Annotated in this window: 16 protein-coding genes; 11 read left to right on the plus strand and 5 right to left on the minus strand. The window is 44.4% G+C overall.

The features are described 5' to 3' along the window. Nucleotides 1–91 precede the first annotated feature (91 nt). Nucleotides 92–682, plus strand: a complete 591-nt coding sequence (locus tag AAA942_RS05620; RefSeq protein ID WP_338219257.1) for a hypothetical protein — start codon at nt 92–94, stop codon at nt 680–682. Nucleotides 683–756: 74 nt separating this feature from the next. On the opposite strand, the gene lysS is transcribed toward AAA942_RS05620, so the two are convergent. Together lysS and AAA942_RS05630 are read right to left on the minus strand one after the other, a co-directional pair. Then, nucleotides 757–2,463: a lysine--tRNA ligase gene (gene lysS, locus AAA942_RS05625; RefSeq protein WP_338219258.1), complete on the minus strand. Its 1,707-nt coding sequence runs from the start codon at nt 2,461–2,463 to the stop codon at nt 757–759. 115 nt (nt 2,464–2,578) lie between these two features. Further along, complete coding sequence (locus tag AAA942_RS05630) at nt 2,579–3,757, minus strand: proline dehydrogenase family protein (RefSeq protein ID WP_338220027.1); 1,179 nt, start codon at nt 3,755–3,757, stop codon at nt 2,579–2,581. 153 nt (nt 3,758–3,910) lie between these two features. Between AAA942_RS05630 and AAA942_RS05635 the strand changes: the two genes are divergently transcribed. From AAA942_RS05635 to AAA942_RS05665, 7 genes are all read left to right on the plus strand, one after another. After that, complete coding sequence (locus tag AAA942_RS05635) at nt 3,911–4,984, plus strand: bifunctional 3-deoxy-7-phosphoheptulonate synthase/chorismate mutase type II (protein ID WP_338219259.1); 1,074 nt, start codon at nt 3,911–3,913, stop codon at nt 4,982–4,984. A gap of 464 nt (nt 4,985–5,448) precedes the next feature. Then, nucleotides 5,449–6,546 (plus strand): chorismate mutase, encoded by a 1,098-nt coding sequence (locus tag AAA942_RS05640; RefSeq protein WP_338219260.1) that lies wholly within the window; start codon nt 5,449–5,451, stop codon nt 6,544–6,546. 79 nt (nt 6,547–6,625) lie between these two features. Then, nucleotides 6,626–7,675, plus strand: coding sequence for a 3-dehydroquinate synthase (gene aroB / locus AAA942_RS05645; RefSeq protein ID WP_338219261.1), 1,050 nt, complete (start codon nt 6,626–6,628; stop codon nt 7,673–7,675). 12 nt (nt 7,676–7,687) lie between these two features. Then, on the plus strand, nt 7,688–8,920 hold the full coding sequence (locus AAA942_RS05650; protein ID WP_338219262.1) for a 3-phosphoshikimate 1-carboxyvinyltransferase: 1,233 nt from the start codon (nt 7,688–7,690) through the stop codon (nt 8,918–8,920). Beyond that, nucleotides 8,917–9,741, plus strand: a complete 825-nt coding sequence (locus AAA942_RS05655; RefSeq protein ID WP_338219263.1) for a prephenate dehydratase — start codon at nt 8,917–8,919, stop codon at nt 9,739–9,741. Before AAA942_RS05650 ends, AAA942_RS05655 begins: the two co-directional genes overlap by 4 nt. Next, complete coding sequence (locus AAA942_RS05660; RefSeq protein WP_338219264.1) at nt 9,738–10,886, plus strand: pyridoxal phosphate-dependent aminotransferase; 1,149 nt, start codon at nt 9,738–9,740, stop codon at nt 10,884–10,886. Before AAA942_RS05655 ends, AAA942_RS05660 begins: the two co-directional genes overlap by 4 nt. Before the next feature lie 7 nt (nt 10,887–10,893). Beyond that, a complete protein-coding gene (locus AAA942_RS05665) occupies nt 10,894–11,742 on the plus strand; it encodes a prephenate dehydrogenase (RefSeq protein ID WP_338219265.1) in 849 nt (282 codons plus the stop codon). A 50-nt stretch (nt 11,743–11,792) separates the two neighbouring features. On the opposite strand, the gene AAA942_RS05670 is transcribed toward AAA942_RS05665, so the two are convergent. After that, nucleotides 11,793–12,155, minus strand: coding sequence for a four helix bundle protein (locus AAA942_RS05670; RefSeq protein WP_338219266.1), 363 nt, complete (start codon nt 12,153–12,155; stop codon nt 11,793–11,795). A gap of 133 nt (nt 12,156–12,288) precedes the next feature. Between AAA942_RS05670 and AAA942_RS05675 the strand changes: the two genes are divergently transcribed. The 3 genes from AAA942_RS05675 (at nt 12,289) to AAA942_RS05685 (ending at nt 15,677) form a co-directional block, all read left to right on the plus strand. Next, complete coding sequence (locus AAA942_RS05675; RefSeq protein ID WP_338219267.1) at nt 12,289–13,260, plus strand: Kelch repeat-containing protein; 972 nt, start codon at nt 12,289–12,291, stop codon at nt 13,258–13,260. Between the two features lie 85 nt (nt 13,261–13,345). After that, entirely contained in the window at nt 13,346–14,050 is a 705-nt protein-coding gene (locus AAA942_RS05680) for an SIMPL domain-containing protein (RefSeq protein WP_338219268.1), read from the plus strand. A gap of 109 nt (nt 14,051–14,159) precedes the next feature. Continuing rightward, nucleotides 14,160–15,677, plus strand: a complete 1,518-nt coding sequence (locus AAA942_RS05685) for a M20/M25/M40 family metallo-hydrolase (protein ID WP_338219269.1) — start codon at nt 14,160–14,162, stop codon at nt 15,675–15,677. A 51-nt stretch (nt 15,678–15,728) separates the two neighbouring features. Here the strand turns inward: AAA942_RS05685 and AAA942_RS05690 are convergent, their stop codons facing one another. Both AAA942_RS05690 and AAA942_RS05695 read right to left on the minus strand, forming a co-directional pair. Continuing rightward, nucleotides 15,729–18,014, minus strand: coding sequence for a helix-turn-helix domain-containing protein (locus AAA942_RS05690; protein ID WP_338219270.1), 2,286 nt, complete (start codon nt 18,012–18,014; stop codon nt 15,729–15,731). 47 nt (nt 18,015–18,061) lie between these two features. Beyond that, nucleotides 18,062–19,669, minus strand: a complete 1,608-nt coding sequence (locus AAA942_RS05695) for a DUF748 domain-containing protein (RefSeq protein ID WP_338219271.1) — start codon at nt 19,667–19,669, stop codon at nt 18,062–18,064. Nucleotides 19,670–19,747 lie beyond the last annotated feature (78 nt).

Below are 19,747 nucleotides of genomic sequence, written 5' to 3' on the forward strand. Positions count from 1 at the left end.
GGAAAGTCAGAAAAATAAAGTGGGTAGTTAAAATAAATAGAAATACAATTACCTTTGAGTTGTTGGCAATGTTTCCACTTCAATCTCAAATATGAATAAAATCAAGAGTCAACTGCTCGCTTTAGTAGAGGCAACGTTTCTACTTTTTCTGACCTCCTGTGCCACAAACCACGTCCTTTCAAACTTTCAACAGGAGTATTCTACACCTCTTAATTTAGATTATCTCGTACTTGAAACTCAGGTAATTGATCTCAGAAATAATATCTCTAATGGGGAAATGAAAATCCCAATCTTGTCTAGCCCAAATCAATTAATAAGGCATACACCAATCTTAACTAACAATCATCATCAGTTAATAGCCAACACGATAATGGAGAATACAACTGGAAATGGCGTACAATTAAAGGTCAAAGTGAATATTTTGGAGAGCTATAAGGAATTCTCTTCTACATGGAGCACCGAAAAAGAAAAAGGCTTTGCCCGAATTCAAATTGATTTTTTGGATCCTATTTCCGGTAGATTTATTGGCTCTTCGAATGCAACCGGGGAAATTTTCTTTGAGTCGATTGACTCAACACCCCAAAGAATGGAGGAGGTCTATCAATTAAGCCTTAAAGCTGCGACCAGAATGGGCTTAGAATCTATCCAAAAAATGGTAAACAATCCAGGCACTACAAATTAATTATTCCTTTCTCTTTCGTTATCGAAGCAAAAAAGCCCGACTGGAAAAGTCTGGCTTTTTAATATCCAATTGGATCACTCCGTTAAATCCACCGTCAGACTCTCTCCTTCCTTGGTTACTTTGACCAAGCCTTTTTGGGAAAGTCCTTTCATGGACACATCCCATTTTTTACCACTCAGTCCGGATTGGGCTTTGAGGTCTGGTAGTGAAGCAGGGTGATTTTTTCCCAGCAAATCCATGATGACTTTTTCCTCTTCGGTGAGTTCGACGGCTTTTTTCTCCGGTCTCATCTGAGGGAAGAACAAGACTTCCTGAATCGTGGAATTATCCGTCATCAGCATGGTCAATCGGTCAATTCCGATACCCAAACCAGAAGTAGGTGGCATTCCATACTCGAGTGCGCGGAGGAAATCCTCGTCCATGGCCATCGCTTCGTCATCCCCACGAGCGGCTAGTTTCAATTGCTCTTCAAAACGCTCCCGCTGATCAATCGGGTCATTCAACTCGGAATAGGCATTAGCGATTTCTTTTCCGTTGACAAAAAGCTCGAATCGCTCCACCAAGCCTGGCTTGCTTCTGTGCTTTTTCGCCAAAGGCGTCATCTCGATTGGATAATCGGTGATGTAGGTCGGCTGTACAAGGTTAGCCTCTACTTTGGCCCCAAAGATCTCATCGATCAGTTTGCCTTTGCCCATAGAAGCATCCACTTCGATACCTAGGTCAGCACAAACTTTCCGCAAACCTTCCTCATCCATTTCGCTCACATCGACTCCCGCATATTCCTTGATGGAGTCAAACATAGTCAGCCTTCGGTAGGGTCCGGCAAAGTCAATTTCCTTACCCCCGACTTTCACGACGGTCTTTCCGTGGATGGATTCGGTCACTTTTTCCAGTAACTCCTCCACCATCTCCATCATCCAGATGTAATCCTTGTAAGCCACGTAGATCTCCATGGAAGTGAATTCCGGATTGTGAGTTCGGTCCATTCCCTCGTTTCGAAACATTTTCCCAAACTCATACACCCCGTCAAATCCACCTACAATCAGCCTCTTGAGGTAAAGCTCATTGGCAATTCGTAGGAAAAGCGGCATATCCAAGGTATTGTGATGCGTCATGAAAGGTCTGGCAGCTGCGCCACCGTGAACCGCCTGAAGAATCGGCGTCTCCACTTCCAACCATCCGTGATCGTCAAAATAGCGACGCATATTGGAAATGATTTTGGAGCGGGTAACAAAGGTCTTCTTAAACTCAGGATTGACCGTCAAATCCACGTACCGCTGACGATAACGCTGCTCAGGATCGGTAAAGCCATCGTAGACATTTCCTTCCTCGTCTCTTTTTACAACAGGAAGCGGCTTTACTGCCTTGGAAAGAACTTTTAGCTCAGTCACGTGGAGCGAAATCTCTCCCGTCTGTGTGGTAAAAATGTATCCTTTCAGTCCTACAAAATCTCCAATACCCAGCAATTTTTTGAAAACGCTATTGTACAGGGTCTTATCCTCTTCAGGGCAAATATCATCCCGACGAACATAGATCTGAAGGCGGCCTGTGGAATCCTGAATCTCACCAAAGGAGGCAGAACCCATGATTCTGCGACTCATCAATCGTCCCGCGATGGAAATATCCTTATAGTCCGTCTTTCTGTTTTCGTAGTTTCTATGGATGTCTTCCGCAGTTACATTGATGGGAAAAGACTCCGCCGGATAGGGATTGATTCCCAAGGCGTAGAGGTTTTCCCGGTCCTTTCTGCGTTCGAGTTCCTGTTCGCTAAGAAGTTGCATTCTATTTTTTTAATTATTGTCCGATGATTGATGCCCGATGTCAGATGTTTTTTAACCCTACTTGGACGATCAAATCTTATTTACTACTTACTATTTACTACTCACTGATAAATTCCTAACCCCTATTCTTCCTCCTCTTCATTTCCCGCTTCACCAGCTCAAACTCCCGGCTGCTTTGACCTGCGATCGAGGTATTTTCTGCTGCCCGACGGGTGAGGTAAGGCATTACTTTTTCAACCGGACCATAGGGCACATATTTGACCACCCGATATCCCGCTTTAGCCAGATTGAAGGAAATATTGTCACTCATTCCATAGAGTTGGGAGAAAAACACCCGATCCGAAGTCGGATCAACAGCATGCAGATTCATTAATTCAGTCAACTGCAAGGAGCTTTTCTCATTGTGCGTGGCACAAACCAAATGAATTCCATTTTCCACGCTGTATTGAATAGCCGCGTCGTAATCTCTGTCTGTAGCTTCTTTGTTGGGCTGAATCGGATCCTGATAGCCCATTTCTTCCGCTCTTTCCCTTTCCTTTTCCATGTAGGCACCACGGACAGGCTTGGCACCGAATAAATACCCTTTGTCCAAAGCCACTTGATGGGCTTTTTTCAATCGTTCAAGCGAATCATGGCGATACATTTGATAAGTATTGTATACCACACAGCGCTCCCGGTTGTATTTTTCCATGGCCTCGAAAGCCAAGTCATCAATCACATTTTGGAACCAGGACTCCTCAGCATCCACAAGTATTTTCAAACCCAAATCGTGAGCTGCCTTGCAGAGTTTGTCCACTCTTCCTTTCATTTTTGCAAAAGCCTTCTCTTCGCTTGGAGTGAGCTTTTCTCCTGCCTGGATTTTCTCCATGATATGATAATCACCCAAACCAGTCACTTTGAACACCCCAAAAGGCATGTAATCCGTCTTTGCAGACTCGATCAGCGTCTGATGGATCTCTTCACAGGTTCGGTCAAATGACTCCTCATCCCCTTTCCCTTCTACTGACAAATCCAGAATCGCGTGGACGCCATATTTAGCCAACTTACTGGCGGCCTGAATGCTTTCTGCGATCGTTTCCCCTCCGCAGAAGTGCCCAAACATGGTCTTTTTCATGATTCCTTTGACAGGAAGCTTGAGTTTAAAAGCCAAGTTGGCTAGGCCAATCCCCAAGTCGGAGATTAGGTTATTATTCAGCGTCGCAAAAATCAGATACATTTTCCTGAGTTCTGCGTCGGATTTGGAAGCAAAGGCCACTTCCAGATTCTCAAAAGAAATTTTGGGTTTGACGGGCATATCGCTCATTTAAGGCTGCAAAGATATCAAAAAAACCAAAGGCGCTTCCCGTTTGTTCGGGATTTGCCCCAGTGAATCAAGCGAAAAAACAGAATTTTTATTCCAAAGAAACTTTGGCATAAGTACGGTAGTTTTGCAAGCATGAACCCAAGTATGACAAACCTCTTCCCTTTTTCGGAATTAAATTCTGAAAAGCAACCTTTCGTTATCGCTGGCCCCTGCAGTGTGGAAACTCCCGAGCAACTTCACGCCACTGTAGCCCAACTGGTGCAGGAAGGAATCCAGGTCATCCGTGGCGGTGTCTGGAAACCGAGAACTCGGCCGAATGGATTTGAAGGAGTAGGTGCCTTGGCCCTGCCTTGGATCAGCGAGGTGAAAAGGGAGTTTCAGGTCAGATTTGCAGTAGAAGTAGCTTCTGCCGGTCACGTGGAAGAAGCGCTAAAAGCAGGCGTCGATGTACTTTGGATTGGAGCAAGATCCACGGTGAATCCGTTTACCGTTCAGGAAATTGCGGAAAGCCTACGGGGAGTGGATGTTCCTATTTTGGTCAAAAATCCCGTAAATCCTGACTTAGGCCTTTGGCTGGGAGCTTTTGAGCGATTGGAAAGTGTGGGCTTGACTCGCTTGGGTGCTATTCACCGCGGTTTTTCAAATTATCGGGATCAGGTTCATCGAAACTCACCCATGTGGCAAATCCCCATCGAATTCAGGACGCTTCGCCCTGAAATCGCTATGATAAACGATCCGAGTCACATTTCCGGTAAACGATCTTTGGTTCCTGAAATCTCCCAGAAAGCTCTTGATCTCAACTTTGACGGCTTGATGATCGAGTCGCATGCTCAGCCCGATTCAGCCTGGACGGATGCAGCACAGCAGCTTACTCCTAAAGCTCTTGGGGAACTCATCCGAAAACTCAAAACCAGAAAAGTTCATTTTGAGGCACCAGAAACCCTGCACCAACTCGAGGAAATCCGTCACCAAATCGATGAGGCGGATCGGGAGATTCTAGAGGCATTTGCTCGAAGAATGCACTTGGTAGAAAAAATCGGCGATTACAAAAAGCTAAACAATGTGGCGGCCTTTCAGCGGGAACGCTGGCAGGAAGTGTTTGAATCCAGGCCGGAATGGGGCAAAAAATTGGGTTTGAATCCGGAAGCGGTCGAAGAGATTTATCGAATCATCCATCAGGAGTCGATTCGAAGGCAGACGGAGATTTTGGATGCTTGAAATGAAGTATCAAGTACCAAGATGAAAGTATCAAGAATCCAGAGGAGGAGTCCAGTAATTATCCTATCACTAGAAAATAAGATCAAATAGGAAATATCGATATAAAAATTTTCGCTGAAACAATTATCAATTTATTATTCTGAAATAAATTGTTAAATCAGAATATATTTTCGAAAAAGACTAATAAAACCCAGCTAATTGAAATATTTGCAAACTTCCATCCTTTTCTATTGAAAGTCTTCAACGATTTCTTCAAAAAATAATTTTGGATTTAAAAAATCCCCTTTTACATTTACGACATGTTAATCACAGCAGCGATCTATTTTACTTTCTTTTACTTTTACTTTCGAAGTCAAAATCGAATCGGAGCTGTGTATTGTCTAGCCAAAAACTAAAAGAAAATAAAAACACAAAAGCCCGGTTCGAAAGACCCGGGCTTTTTTCATTTAAAACGCTCAAGCCGTATGAAGCCACACAAACAAATCAAAGACTGGGGATTGGGATTGACCACTCCACTCATCATCGCAGGACCATGCTCCGCCGAGACACCAGAGCAGATCGAGCAGATCTGCAAAGAAATGAAGGAAGAAAATATGGTTCCCCAGCTCTTCCGAGCGGGAATTTGGAAACCAAGAACCCGGCCGGGATCTTTCGAAGGAGTAGGCGAAGAAGGCCTGAAGTGGATGGAGATTGTGCGCCACCAACTCAATATCCCTATTACCACAGAGGTAGGGAATGCCGCTCACGTAGAATCAGCACTAAAGCACAAAGTTGATGTGCTTTGGATTGGAGCACGAACTACGGTGAATCCTTTTGCAGTCCAAGAGATCGCAGAAGCCTTGAGAGGAGTGGATATTCCGGTGATGATCAAAAACCCAATGAATCCGGATTTGGAACTTTGGATGGGGGCATTGGAGAGAATGTACGCAGTAGGAATTGACAAACTTGCTGCGATTCACCGAGGCTTCTCCGACGCATACGACAAGCGCTACAGAAACAAGCCTAACTGGTCCATGCCTATTCACCTCAAAAGAGAATGGACCGGAATGGAAGTCATCAACGACCCATCCCACATCGTAGGCCGAAGAGACGGTCTCCTGGAAGTGGCTCAGAGCGCAATGAACTTCGGTTTGGACGGGCTGATGATCGAGACTCACCACAACCCGGATAAGGCTTGGTCCGATGCCAAGCAGCAGGTGACTCCGAAGAGACTGAAAGAAATAATCCTTTCCATCGACTTCAAAACTCCTTTGGAAAACATGAAGCCGGATGAGCGTCTTCAGGACCTTCGTCGCGCAGTGGATCATTTGGATGATCAGCTTTTGGATATTCTTCAAGAAAGATTTGCCGTAATCGATCAGATCGGTAATCACAAGCGAGAACACCATTTGACAGTTTTTCAATCTGACCGATGGAAAGAAGTAATGGAATCCCGAACTCAAAAAGGTGTGAAAAAACACCTCAGCGAGAAGTTTATGAAAGAACTGCTTTACTGTATTCACGAAGAATCCGTGAAGCGTCAGGAAAAACAACTACGTGAGGCCGAACCGGTTAAAAAATAAATCTGCTCTCAAACTCAGGAAGGCCGTCTCGTTTGGGACCGCTTTCCTAACTTAGTCCTTTCACCAAACCGGTCAATCCGTGGAATCCGTCATTTTCTCAGCTGATAGTAAGCAGTCCCTTTCGGAGATTTTATCCGAGCTTTCCTACTCCAGATTGGTGGTGCTGACAGACTTAAACACGCAAAGACATTGCCTGCCGATCATTCAGGAAATTCTCCCAAAAGACACGGTTTTCATCTCTGTTTCACCTGGAGAAATCCATAAAAATCTGGACACCTGTTCCATGATTTGGAACCGAATGACTGAGGAAGCCTTGGACAGAAAAGCCTTGATGATCAATCTTGGCGGTGGTGTGATAGGCGATATGGGCGGTTTTTGCGCCAGTATCTACAAAAGAGGAATCCGATTTATCAACTGCCCCACTACGCTGCTCTCTCAAGTAGATGCCAGTGTGGGAGGAAAATTAGGAATCGATTTCAACGGGCTGAAAAACCATCTCGGCGTATTCAACGAACCTGAAACGGTCGTCATCGCCCCTGAATTCCTAAAGACTTTGCCTCAAGCCGAACTTCGATCCGGCTATGCGGAAATCATCAAACACGGGTTGATTCGGGATAAAGCCTATTTCAAGAGACTTCAAGCCCAGAACTGGGAAAACCAAGATTGGGAAAGTCTGATCCGCCATTCGGTGGGAATTAAAAAAGCCGTCGTGGAATCAGATCCAAAAGAAAACGGCCTTCGCAAAATCCTCAACTTCGGACATACCATCGGGCATGCCTTCGAGTCCTATTTTTTGGACACCAAAAACCATCTTCTTCACGGGGAAGCCATCGCAATAGGCATGATCGCTGAGGGATTTCTTTCCTTCGAAAAAGTTGGATTCAGCTTTGAAGAGTTCGAAGAAATGAGCCGTTTTCTGCTTCAAGTGTATGGAAAAGTTGATTTTTCCCTTCACGAACTCGACCCAATTCTCGATCTCTGTACCCAAGACAAGAAAAACGAGGGTTCGATTATCCTTTTTTCCCTTCTCGAATCCATTGGCAATTGTACCTACAACATTCCAGTGACCCGGGAAGAAATCAAAAATGCCATTCTGTATTACCACCAACTCCAAGCGGCTACCGCCTAGACTATTCCAACCATGCAACTCCTTCGCCTTGCCCAAAAAAGCGAATTCGATTCCATACGAATACCTCTTCCTTCTTCCAAAAGTGAATCCAACCGCGCCTTGGTGATCGATGCCCTGACTTTGGGAAAAAACGAAATCACCAACCTCGCCGAAGCTCGTGACACACAGACCATGATCCGTTTGTTGGAAACCAGTCCTCCGGTTTTTGATGTTTTGGATGCTGGGACGACCATGCGCTTTTTGACCGCCTATGCCACAGTGACCAACCAGAAAAAGGTAATGACCGGTACTGCCCGCATGTGCGAGCGACCAATAGGAATACTGGTAAATGCGCTGAGGTCCATCGGAGCGGAGATTCATTATTTGAACAACGAAGGTTACCCGCCTATGGCCATTCACGGACTTCCTGAGCAGACCACCGACAAGGTGAAAATCCGTGGAGATGTGTCCAGTCAGTACATCTCGGCGATGCTCATGATAGCGCCGATCTTACCGATGGGTTTGGAGATTGAGCTGGAAGGGAAGGTCGGAAGTCGCACCTATATCGAGATGACCTTGGAGCTGATGGCTCAATTTGGCATCAGCTACATTTGGGAAGGAAACAGAATCCAAGTTCCACATCAATCTTATACCCCTACCCGATTTGCGGTGGAAAGCGACTGGTCGGGCGCGAGCTATTGGTTTAGCCTCTTGGCCTGTGCGGATTCGGGAGAGCTATTTTTAGAAGGGCTGAAAGAAAATAGTCTTCAAGGCGATTCTGCCATTTTAGATATCATGGATCATTTGGGTGTAAAATCCACCTTCCAAACTAGAGGTGTACTTCTCCAAAAGCAAGCTGTAAAAGGCTTGAAAAACTGGGATTTCACCCATTGTCCCGACCTTGCCCAGACAGTGGCAGTGACCTGCGCGATCTTGGGACAAAATGCCATTTTTACCGGTCTAGAGAGTCTGAGAATCAAGGAAACCGACCGGATCTACGCCTTGCAGCAGGAATTGGCCAAGTTTAACGCAGAACTGAAGGAAATCGAGCCCGAGGTTTTTCAGGTCATCCCATCGGTCACCATGCCACATCAAGTGCAAATCCACACCTACGATGACCATCGCATGGCAATGGCATTTATGCCGCTTTTGACTAAAACAGAAGTACTGATCGAAGAGCCAGATGTGGTCAATAAGTCTTACCCCAGCTTTTGGAAGCATGTTGCATTGACAGGTGTACAATCTGAAATCCTGAGCGAAGCATGAGTCTAAAAATTGCAATTCAGGGAGTTCCCGGTTCCTTCCATCATCAAGTTGCCTTGAAAAATTTTGGTACTGAAACCGAAATTTTGACCTTCAATACTTTTGAGCCAGTAGCCAAGTCCGTGGCAGAGGGGCAGGCTGATTTTGGGGTTATGGCCATCGAAAACTCGATTGCCGGTGCCATTTTACCCAATTACGACCTCATCGATCGATACGGGCTCTTTATCCGGGATGAATACTACCTGCCTATTGCCCATCAGCTGATGGCTTTGCCAGGTCAAACCATCGAAGAAATCAGAGAAGTTCGTTCTCACCCCATGGCTTTGCTTCAGTGTAAGGCGTTTTTGGCAAAATATCCGCATATCCAGCAATTTGACGATGTGGATACTGCCTCTGTAGCCAAGCGGATTTCAGAGGAAAAATTAATCGGTGTTGCCGCTATTGCCAGCGAAATCGCAGCAGAAATCTATGGATTGGAGATTTTGGCCAAAGACATTCAGACAGTGAAGGACAATTTCACTCGCTTTATCCTTTTGCAAAAGGAAAACATCCAATCCAAAATACTTCCAAACAAAGCTTCGATGAAAATAACCATCCGAAACGAAGCGGGAGGATTGGCCAAATTGCTCACCATGGTTGCGGAGAAAGGTCTAAATCTGAGCAAAATCCAGTCAATCCCTGTTATGGAAAAGCCATGGGAATATGCCTTTTTCATCGATGCAGAGTTTGGGGACTACAATCAGTTTCGGGAAGCAATGAATCTGGTAGTCAAAGATTTTGGTGACTTGAAAATTTTTGGAGAATACAGAAGCAGGAAAGGATGAAGGGATTCGCAAACAGAATCAACAGTGTCGAAGAGTACTACTTTTCGGCCAAACTCAGAGAAGTAAACCAGCTCATTGCACAGGGGAAACCTGTCATCAATTTGGGAATTGGTTCACCTGATCTAGCTCCTGATCGCAGTGTGATTGAGGCACTCAAAGCCACTGCCGAAAACGGCCAAGCCCACGGCTACCAAAGCTATCAGGGCATTCCCGAATTACGGATTGCGATGGCTTCGTTTTATCACCGCGAGTTTGGAGTTGAACTAGTTCCCAACAAAGAAATCCTGCCCTTAATGGGCTCCAAAGAAGGAATCATGCACATCAGCATGGCCTTTCTAAATCCCGGAGATCAAGTCTTGATCCCCAACCCAGGCTATCCCACCTACACCTCGGTAACTCGGATGTTGGAAGCCGAACCTATCTTTTACTCCTTGGATTTGGAGCAAAAAGGAAGACCCAATCTGGAGGAGCTAGCGCAAAAAGACCTCTCTAAGGTCAAACTCATGTGGATCAATTATCCCCACATGCCAACGGGGGCTGCTGGTTCAATGGAAATCCTGACTGATTTGGTGGCTTTTGCCCAAAAGCATGAAATCATCCTCGTCAATGACAATCCTTATAGCCATATCCTGAATCCACAGCCTTTGAGTGTTTTGAGTATTCCGGGAGGAAAAGACGTCGCCTTGGAACTCAACTCCCTCAGCAAAACCTTCAACATGCCCGGTTGGCGAGTGGGCATGCTCTGTGGTCGGGAAGACTTTGTTGAAGCCGTGCTCAAGGTCAAGTCCAACATGGATTCAGGCATGTTTCTCGGCCTTCAAAAAGGCGCCATTGCAGCCCTTTCTTTAGGCAAAAACTGGTTTACCGACCAAAATGAAATCTACACCAATCGCAGAAAGCTAGTTTGGAAACTGGCTGATCTTCTTGGCCTCAGTTACGATACCAAAGGCACCGGCCTTTTTGTTTGGTGCAAAGTTGAGGGGGAAAAATCCCCCGAGGAACTTGTCGATTGGCTCCTTTACGAAAAAAACATCTTTATCACTCCAGGAAAAATCTTCGGTTCAGAAGGAAATGAGTACGTGCGCTTCTCCCTTTGCATGCCCGAATTCAAAATCTTGGAAGCTATCAACCGTATCAAACCTTAACCCTGTTATGCAAAAAATACACATCATCGGACTAGGACTATTAGGAGGTTCTTTTGGTCTCGGCGCTCGTCAGAAATTCCCTGAAATCAAAATCACCGGTCACGATACCAACCCACAAAACCTGAAGGATGCCTTGACTTTAGGGATCATCACCGAAGCTAAAGAAACTCCGGACGCGGATACTGACTTGGTGATTTTGGCTACTCCTGCGGACACTCTGGGTGACCTGTTGCTACAGACATTGGATCAGGTGGGGGAAAACACGCTCGTTTTTGACGTAGGTTCAACCAAAGCAAAGCTCTGCGCCATGATGGCCAATCATCCGAAAAGAAAGCAATATCTAGCTGCTCACCCGATAGCAGGTACAGAGTATTCGGGTCCCAAGGCCGCTTTTGCCGATCTTCTAAACCGCAAAGTCAATATCATCTGTGAATTGGAAAAAACGGATTTGCATCTGAAGGAAAAGGCTTATGCACTTTTTGATGCACTTAACCTGAAGCTGAGATTTATGGATCCAGAGGAGCATGACCGTCACTTGGCATTCGTCTCTCACCTTTCTCACGCATCCTCTTTCATGCTGGGTCAGACGGTCTTGCAGCGAATGCAGGATGATAAGAATATCTTTGATATGGCAGGATCTGGATTTGCCTCCACCGTACGTTTGGCCAAATCTAGCCCTGCGATGTGGGCTCCGATTTTTTCCGAAAACAAGGAAAATGTATTGGCCGCTTTGGATGGATATATCCAAAACCTGACTGATTTCAGAAACAAAATTGCTTCGGACGATAAGCAGGCATTATTTGACGAAATGGCCGAGATCAACAAAATTCGGGATATTTTGGATTTGGGAAAATAGACGATTTCGGATTTCGGATTTCGGAAAAAGAACCTCAGAGTTATTTCCTATTACTTTGAGGTTTTTTGATTTTTTCTCGTAGTATTTATCGTGGAGACTACGATGGCTAGCAATTCATTGCATTCTTTCCAAAGTGGTTCTATTATTTCCTGACTTGCCAGACCAGAATCAGAAATCAGTTCCAGCCAATATAGAGTTTCGTCGGATTCCTCTTCTACTATACCTAATTTGGAAAGAAATTCAGCAGTAGACCTACCTCGTAATGCCGATCTGTAATTCGCACCCATAGAAGTAGATGACCTTATGATTTGATTCCTGATTATAAAAGTCGCATTCTTCTTGGGAAGGGTGTCACAAAGTTGAATAACACTTAAGGCAAATTTCTTGAAACGAATTTTCAATTGCTCTTTCACGGGGATTTGATTTTAAGATCATAGATTTGAAAAAAAGAGTATTTAATTTATTGAAAATCAATCACTTAAAAAAAGTAAATCTGCTTGGAGCAGTACCTAAATCCGAAATCCCATTTCCGAAATTGTGAAACCTATGAAACCCAGCCTAACTTTCCTACTTCTCCTGCTTTCTACTGTTATTTTTGCACAAGACAATTGGTCCATTGTCCACCCTGAAAATGAAGCAACACCAAGACACGAAAACTCCTTCTTAGAATGCGATGGAAAGCTTTATTCCCTGGGAGGCCGAGGGGAAAGACCCGTGGAAGAATACGATCCCAAAACCAATACCTGGACCAAACTGGCCGAAGCACCCATGGAAATCCACCATTTCCAAGCCATCAGCTATGAAGGCGAAATCTGGGTGGTCGGGGCACTTACAGGTGGCTATCCTCATGAAACCCCCATTCCTAACATTCTGATTTTCAATCCTAAAACAAAAACTTGGAGAAATGGGCCTGCACTTCCAAAGGACCGAATGAGAGGTTCAGCAGGTGTATTTGTTCGCGAAAACAAAATCTATATGGTCTGCGGAATTCAGGACGGCCATTTTGATGGTTTTGTGCGCTGCTTTGATGAATTGGATCCAAAGACTGGGACCTGGAAATCGCTTCCAAGTGCACCTCGAGCCCGTGATCATGTCAGCGCTGCCTTGGTTCGAGACCGGCTTTACCTCGCAGGTGGAAGAACATCCTATGCTAAGATTGGGAAGGTACTGGAGTTAACCAATAATGAAATCGACTACTATGATTTCAACACCAATTCTTGGACCACGATCGAAACTGAAATTCCAACCCCTCGAGCTGGCAATTCAAACCTTGGAATAGGACCTTATTTGGTCATTCTAAACGGTGAAAGTCAAGCTCAGACTCCCGCCCATGCTGAAGTGGAAGTTCTCGATACCCGTACGCACACCTGGAGCAAACTTCCAAATCTGAATCAAGGCAGACACGGCACAGGCGCAGCATTTTTAGATGGAAAAATATGGGTTCAGGCAGGATCGGCTAATCGTGGCGGAGGCCCAGAAATCAGCACTTTGGAATATTTGGAGTGGAATTTGAGATAAACAAGTCTTAAAAACTCTAAAATTCAGCCGTATTTCACTTAAATGGAGCGGCTTTTGAATTGGAAAAAGGCAAACTAATATTCATATGAAACATCTTCTCACACTTTCTCTTTTCCTTGGACTTACTTCAATCATCTTTGCGCAGCAGATGACCCAGCAAGTGCCACTCATCGAGGTAGAAGGATATGCAGAACGAAAAATCGCTCCTGATGAGGCGGTTTTTACCATCAGTCTGGAAGAAAAATCTCTGCGTGTCAACGATGCGGTAACTATGCTGAATAAAAAAGCTCAGATTTTAGCTGACGGTTTGAAAAAGGCTAAAATCAAAAACTATCAATTGATCGCTGACAACTACTCTGTGGATGTAAACCGGATTTATCGAAGTGGATCTTCAAGAGACAGCGGTTACGTCGCGCGTCAGACTCTTCGGATCATCACTACTCCGGTCAATGAGGACTTGCACAAAATCTCCGATGCTATCCAATCCTCAGGGGACATGAGCTATAATTTCCACTTTGGCATTGCTGAAAGTACACGAAAGTCTTTGGAAAACACCCTGTTGGCAGAAGCACTAAAGGATGCTGAAAGCAGGGCTTTACTAATTGGAAGTACTTTAAAACTTCAAGGAATGCGGGTTTTCTATGTAGGCATGGAGCCCAACTATTCTCCCCAGCCTCGATACGACATGAATGTAAGAGTCATGGCTGATGCATCTCCAGCTCCGGAAATGGTAATCAATCCCGATCAGCAGACTATCAGCAAACGAGTTTTTGTCAAATACACTTACTAAACTAAAAGCCGCGATTGCGGCTTTTTTTTGATTCTATTCAAAGAAGGACTTGGAGAAAATGAACTTGGATGGAGGGGGGCTTTTGCCTATTTTACCCAAAATATCATCCATGAAAAAGCTCATTCTTCTTCCTGTTTTTGGAATTTTCTTTACCCTCTCCGCCCAGACTCCTGACCAATCTCAACTCGAAACACTCACAGAGGCCAATTGGCAAAGAGGCATCCAACTCCTCAACGAACTGGTTTCGATTCCCAATGACGCCTATTATCCTGAGCAGATCGAACCCAATATCCAATGGTGTGAACAAGCTTTTGCCAGCAGAGGATGGACCTCGGAGCGTTTGGATACAGGAGGGATTCCTTTGCTTTTAGCAGAGAAAAAAAGAGATAATGCATCCAAGACGGCTCTTTTCTACTTCCATATCGATGGGCAGGCCGTAGATCGAAGCAAGTGGAATCAGGATGATCCCTATACACCTACTTTAAAGGAGCAAAAAGCAGACGGAAGCTGGGAAATTATTCCTATGGATCGGCTTCAGGCTGAATACAATCCGGATTGGAGGATTTATGGAAGATCTACTTCTGATGACAAAGGGCCTTTCGCCATGTTCCTTACCGCATGGGATGCGATGATTGAACAAGGCCTAACTTCGGATTACAACATTAAAATCATTTTGGATTTTGAAGAAGAGCAAGGCTCACCCCGACTTCCGGCAGCTGTAGTCCAATACAAAGAAAAACTGAAAGCTGACCTGATGCTGATCATGGATGGGCCGAGACACACTTCCAATCTGCCCACGCTTAGCTACGGCGCCAGAGGCATTTCGGAATTGTTTCTCACCACTTATGGTCCAAAACTACCCCAACACAGTGGCCACTATGGCAACTATGCCCCAAACCCGGCCTTGTTGATGAGCCAACTTCTTGCTTCCATGAAAGATGCTGAGGGACGGGTGGTCATTCCCGGATTTTATGATGGAATTAATCTTACTGACACTGAGAAAGCAATCCTTCAGGCTGTTCCGGATGATGAGATTGCAATCAAAAAGCGACTGGGCTTGGGAAGAACCGACAAAGTCGGAAAGACTTATCAGGAAAGCATCCAATATCCCTCTCTCAATATTCGTGGGATGCGATCAGCTTGGGTAGGACCGGAAGCCAGAACCATTGTACCTGACCTAGCTGTTGCAGAATTGGATATGAGATTGGTGCCTGAGTCGGATCCTGTGAGACTTTTTGGCCTGATCAAAGAACATATCCGAAATCAGGGTTTCCATATTGTGGAAAAAGACCCCACTGACGAGGAGCGAATGAGCCATCCAAAAATTGTGAAAGTAAATACATCCATTTCCTATCAGGCTTTCCGGACTCCTATGGATTCTCCGACAGGAGCATGGTTGAGAAAGGCAATGTCCAGGGCCTTTGGGAAAGAACCGGTACAAATCCGGATTTCGGGTGGTTCTATTCCGATATCACCCTTTGTGGATGCTTTGGGTATTCCTGCTGTGACCATCCCTACCGTGAATGCTGATAACAACCAGCATAGTCCAAATGAAAATATCCGATTGGGGAATTATAAGGAGGGAATTTTGACAATCCTCAGTGTTTTAACTGAGCCAATCTATTAAGTCGGAAAGCAATCCATAGTTTTCATTCTATGGGCTTCTCTCTTGATAGCGTTAATCTTCTTTTTCCTGCCTTTCACTATGAATGACGAGCCGCAGGGTTTCATAGTCATATTGGCCATTAAAATGCTCATAGTACTCCTTTAGCCCATTATATTTTCCCGCCACAGCCCGAATTTCTGCTATGATCGATGGGTCCACTAAATCCCCCAACGGGATCAAGCCTTGTCGTACCCCATGAGCTAGATGGCCAAAGATGGTGGTTAAAGCAAAACCCCGTTCCTCGGCGATTTCCTCAGGTTTTTTCCCTTCCAGATACAGGCGAATACTCCAGGACTTGGTGTCTTCTTTCTTTTCTTTTGGCTCTGAAGGAAGAGATGGTTTGGGATTTTTTGCTCTTTTCCGACCAGTTTTTGTTTTACTTGGAAGAAGAAGCTTGGGATTTTCCATTCTTAGCTTACTCAGCATCTCCTTACGCATTTTCCCTACTTCATAATCAAAATCACCGATTTTTCCAGTGGTCTCTCCATGCAGGATATGCTGAATCAACTTTCCTACACTGGAAATTTGAATGTATTTTTTCAGCAGGTCCAATTCCAGTTCACTCAGGTCATTTTGATAGCTTTTGATCCTGCTGAGAGCTTCGGTTTTCAATTCCTGAAGAAGAATGGTTTCAATGGGTTTTCTCAGAAAATTCTGATAATAAGCCATGCCCTTTTCCAAGCGAAGTTGAAGCTTTTCTTTATCCTTTTGCTGCAAAAGCTGGATCAATTGCATGCGGAACTTTCGGGTATTTTCCAGCTCTTTTTCCAAATGGGCGAATATCTCGGGAATGGCTTTTTGCATTTCCAGATCTTCAAACTCCATCGAACTGTCGTGCTCTTTGGCAAATAATCGGATGGCCTGCAATAAGCTTTCAAATTCAAAAGTCTGTTCGATTAATTCCTGAAGATAATTTCCCTGACGCTGACGAAGGAGTTGAGTAAGGTCTTGCTGCAGGTCGGTAGATTTGACAAAATCCACCACCTTGGGATCCGTATAGATAACATCTTCCCTGATTCGGGTACCCAAAACCAAGCCATCCAAGCTCCTCAATCGACTCAAGGCCACATACACCTGCCCCGGAGCAAATGCTTGGCCCACATCGATGATTGCACGGTCAAAGGTCAGGCCCTGACTCTTGTGCACGGTCACTGCCCAAGCGAGTTTGATGGGATATTGTGAAAAAGTCCCGATCACCTCTTCTTCCAGCTCCTTAGTTTCGGGGTGTATTTGGTACTTTTTGTTTTCCCAGAGCTCTTTTTTAAGAATATATTCCTCTCCACTTCCATCCATTTCCACTGCAATCTGATCCTCTTCCAGGCTGAGGACTGTGGCTAGCTTTCCATTGAAATAGGAAGAAAGCCCGGAAGTGTCATTTTTGATAAACATCACCCTAGCTCCGACTTTCAGCTCAATCTCCTTTGGCAAGGGAAATAGATTTTCGGGGAAATCTCTTTCCACCTCAGCTTGGTAGAAAAAGGATTCTTCTTTCAAAAAATTCAATTCCCTCCGATTGATTTCATCTGCCTTGTAATTGTGAGTGGTCAGGGTAATGCAATCCTTCAATTGCCGTATTTCTTCCGGGCTTTTGTAGTGGGAATTCAGCAGACGGATATCCTCTAGGGTAGGTCTGTTGTCCCTAAGATGGTTGAGCGCACGAATGAATGTTTCATCCTGCTGGCGAAAAATGCGGTCCAGTTCCAGGTAAACCATCCCGGCACCTTTGAGACATCTAGCCTCAAAGAAATGCATAGATGTATAAAACTGCTTCAATACGGCCCACTCCTCCTCTTTCACCACCGGTGGCAACTGATGCAAATCACCGATAAAAAGCACCTGAACCCCTCCAAAAGGGACATTGAACCTTCTTCGTACACTACGCATCCGGTAGTCGATGGCATCCAAAATATCTGCTCGGAGCATACTCACCTCATCGATTACCAATAGATCGATGGATTTCAACACATCGCGACGGAGTTGATTGAGCGGGTGCCTTCGGGCCAAAGTCAAATGGGAAACAAAACCAAAGCGGTCGGTATAGTTACCCTCCGGCTCTCTCACCGGCAAAAAAGAGCCAAAAGGCAACAGAAACTGGGAATGAATCGTGACACCTCCTGCATTAAGCGCAGCAATTCCTGTCGGGGCGACGACAACGAATTTCTTATGGGTTTTGACTGCAAGTTCCCTTAGAAATGTTGTTTTTCCGGTACCTGCCTTCCCGGTCAAAAAAAGATGAGCTCCCGTGGTATTGACAAAACGCTCAGCTAGGTCAAGCCTGTCTGTAGAAAAATTTTCCATTTAACTAAATTACTAAACCGGATTTAAACTCAAGGAAAAAATATAAATCAATTCTCCTTTGCTTCTAAAAGTTTCCTTGCTACTCCACCCGGGACGATTTTCATCATACCCTCTTTTGTACTTTGCCAAATAAGAAAAAAAGGGCCTCGGGTCTTATTCCTAGCTATTGAATAGGATGGAGTCAGATACTTTTTATCACCGGGAAGATTGGACTGATTCAAAGCGAGGTTTGCCAAGGTAGAGGAAATGATATTCTTTTTTTCTCCTTTTTTATTGAACAATTCAACTTTCAAATCCTGGTAGTCAAAAATCATATCAACCTTGGCTTGGGTTTCAGATGCATGAATCACCATTTTCAGCCGATGCATCTGTCCAGAAGTGATATCTCCGTTCATGATAGGTTTAAGTGTGGAGTTTAGCGTAGTCATATCAAAATTGGACAAGGTCACATCCAAGTAGAATTCTTCTCGCTCATAGGGGACCCTCAAGTTAAAATCCAGTTTGCCTTCCCCCTTAACTTCTCCGAGTATTTTAGCTTCAAATTGACCAAAACTATTTTGAAATTCCGGTATGGAGGTCAGGTTGATGAAGTGTCCATTCAGTTTGGTCCAGTGAATTTGCCAGGATTCTCCTTTTTGTGGCACATTTTCACTATAAGAAATATGCCCATTGTTAAGCTCAAGCGTATCCAACTTTAAAGGGAAATCCAAACGCTGAATCATCCCCTGAAACATAGGCTTGATTTCGGCGGGAGGCCGAGGTTTAGCTTTATTTCGAAAATCAATCAGATCAAGTCCGGCAACTAGAAGCTTATCCGCCCTAATGTCCAGATCTGAATAAAAATTGGTATTGGCTTCGATACCAAAAAACACAAGGGAATCAACTTTGACATTCACCAAGTCTCTTTGAAAATCCATCTCCTTAGAAACAGATTCTAGGTTTTTCTCATATTCAAACAAGATATTTTCAAATTTGACCTTATTAGTCTTCGAGTCAAAGTAAGCTTTTCCCAAATGAAAATTTTGATCTGTTTTGAGCCCGTAAAAAAGGGAATCCATATTGATCTGAAGTTCATCAAACTGAAATGGAATCAACTGCTTAACCAAAACTGAATCAGTTGCCAAGCCTTTGACAGAAATGGAAAGATTTCTCAAAAATCCTATTTCTTTATCCCCTTCTTTCAGTGAGGCAGAAGCTCTTTCCAAGTTAAAATTCCGGATTTCTCCTCTGGCCAAAAGGTCACCGAAAAGATCCTGAAGTGAATTGGCAGAGTGATACTGATTAAGGCTATCCGGGATATGGTGCACAATGAAATCAGGCTGGATAAACTCCAGCTTTTCGATGATTCCAATTTTCTGAAAAACCAATTTCATCAGATCAACATTGAAAAGCATAGCTTCCCGCATGCTCCCCTCGATATAGGAGGTGGGCAACTCTTTTGCCGGATAGATGGAGATATTTTCAAGCTTGATTTTTTTCCCAAAAAGATCTAAGTCCGCTCTTTCAAAATTGAGATCATATTTTCTTTCCGGATTGGAATTAATGATAGAAGCTAAGTTGGAATTTACCCAAGTTTCAGCATAGAAGCCCACCCCTACAAGAGCGAGGGCAATGAGAAGGAAAATAAAAATTAAAATTTTGGCTGCCTTATTCATCTCAACCTTTTGTTAATCAATTAATTAAAAATTCAGCTCTTTTCTGGCTCATTTCATATGGATCGATCTCATGATAGC

Source organism: Algoriphagus sp. oki45 (assembly GCF_036245605.1).
GTDB lineage: Bacteria > Bacteroidota > Bacteroidia > Cytophagales > Cyclobacteriaceae > Algoriphagus.

Coding starts and splice junctions, on each gene's coding strand:
- AAA942_RS05620 (WP_338219257.1), top strand. CDS start 92: ATGAATAAAATCAAGAGTCAACTGCTCGCTTTAGTAGAGGCAACGTTT.
- lysS (WP_338219258.1), bottom strand. CDS start 2,463: ATGCAACTTCTTAGCGAACAGGAACTCGAACGCAGAAAGGACCGGGAA.
- AAA942_RS05630 (WP_338220027.1), bottom strand. CDS start 3,757: ATGCCCGTCAAACCCAAAATTTCTTTTGAGAATCTGGAAGTGGCCTTT.
- AAA942_RS05635 (WP_338219259.1), top strand. CDS start 3,911: ATGACAAACCTCTTCCCTTTTTCGGAATTAAATTCTGAAAAGCAACCT.
- AAA942_RS05640 (WP_338219260.1), top strand. CDS start 5,449: ATGAAGCCACACAAACAAATCAAAGACTGGGGATTGGGATTGACCACT.
- AAA942_RS05650 (WP_338219262.1), top strand. CDS start 7,688: ATGCAACTCCTTCGCCTTGCCCAAAAAAGCGAATTCGATTCCATACGA.
- AAA942_RS05655 (WP_338219263.1), top strand. CDS start 8,917: ATGAGTCTAAAAATTGCAATTCAGGGAGTTCCCGGTTCCTTCCATCAT.
- AAA942_RS05660 (WP_338219264.1), top strand. CDS start 9,738: ATGAAGGGATTCGCAAACAGAATCAACAGTGTCGAAGAGTACTACTTT.
- AAA942_RS05665 (WP_338219265.1), top strand. CDS start 10,894: ATGCAAAAAATACACATCATCGGACTAGGACTATTAGGAGGTTCTTTT.
- AAA942_RS05675 (WP_338219267.1), top strand. CDS start 12,289: ATGAAACCCAGCCTAACTTTCCTACTTCTCCTGCTTTCTACTGTTATT.
- AAA942_RS05680 (WP_338219268.1), top strand. CDS start 13,346: ATGAAACATCTTCTCACACTTTCTCTTTTCCTTGGACTTACTTCAATC.
- AAA942_RS05685 (WP_338219269.1), top strand. CDS start 14,160: ATGAAAAAGCTCATTCTTCTTCCTGTTTTTGGAATTTTCTTTACCCTC.
- AAA942_RS05690 (WP_338219270.1), bottom strand. CDS start 18,014: ATGGAAAATTTTTCTACAGACAGGCTTGACCTAGCTGAGCGTTTTGTC.
- AAA942_RS05695 (WP_338219271.1), bottom strand. CDS start 19,669: ATGAATAAGGCAGCCAAAATTTTAATTTTTATTTTCCTTCTCATTGCC.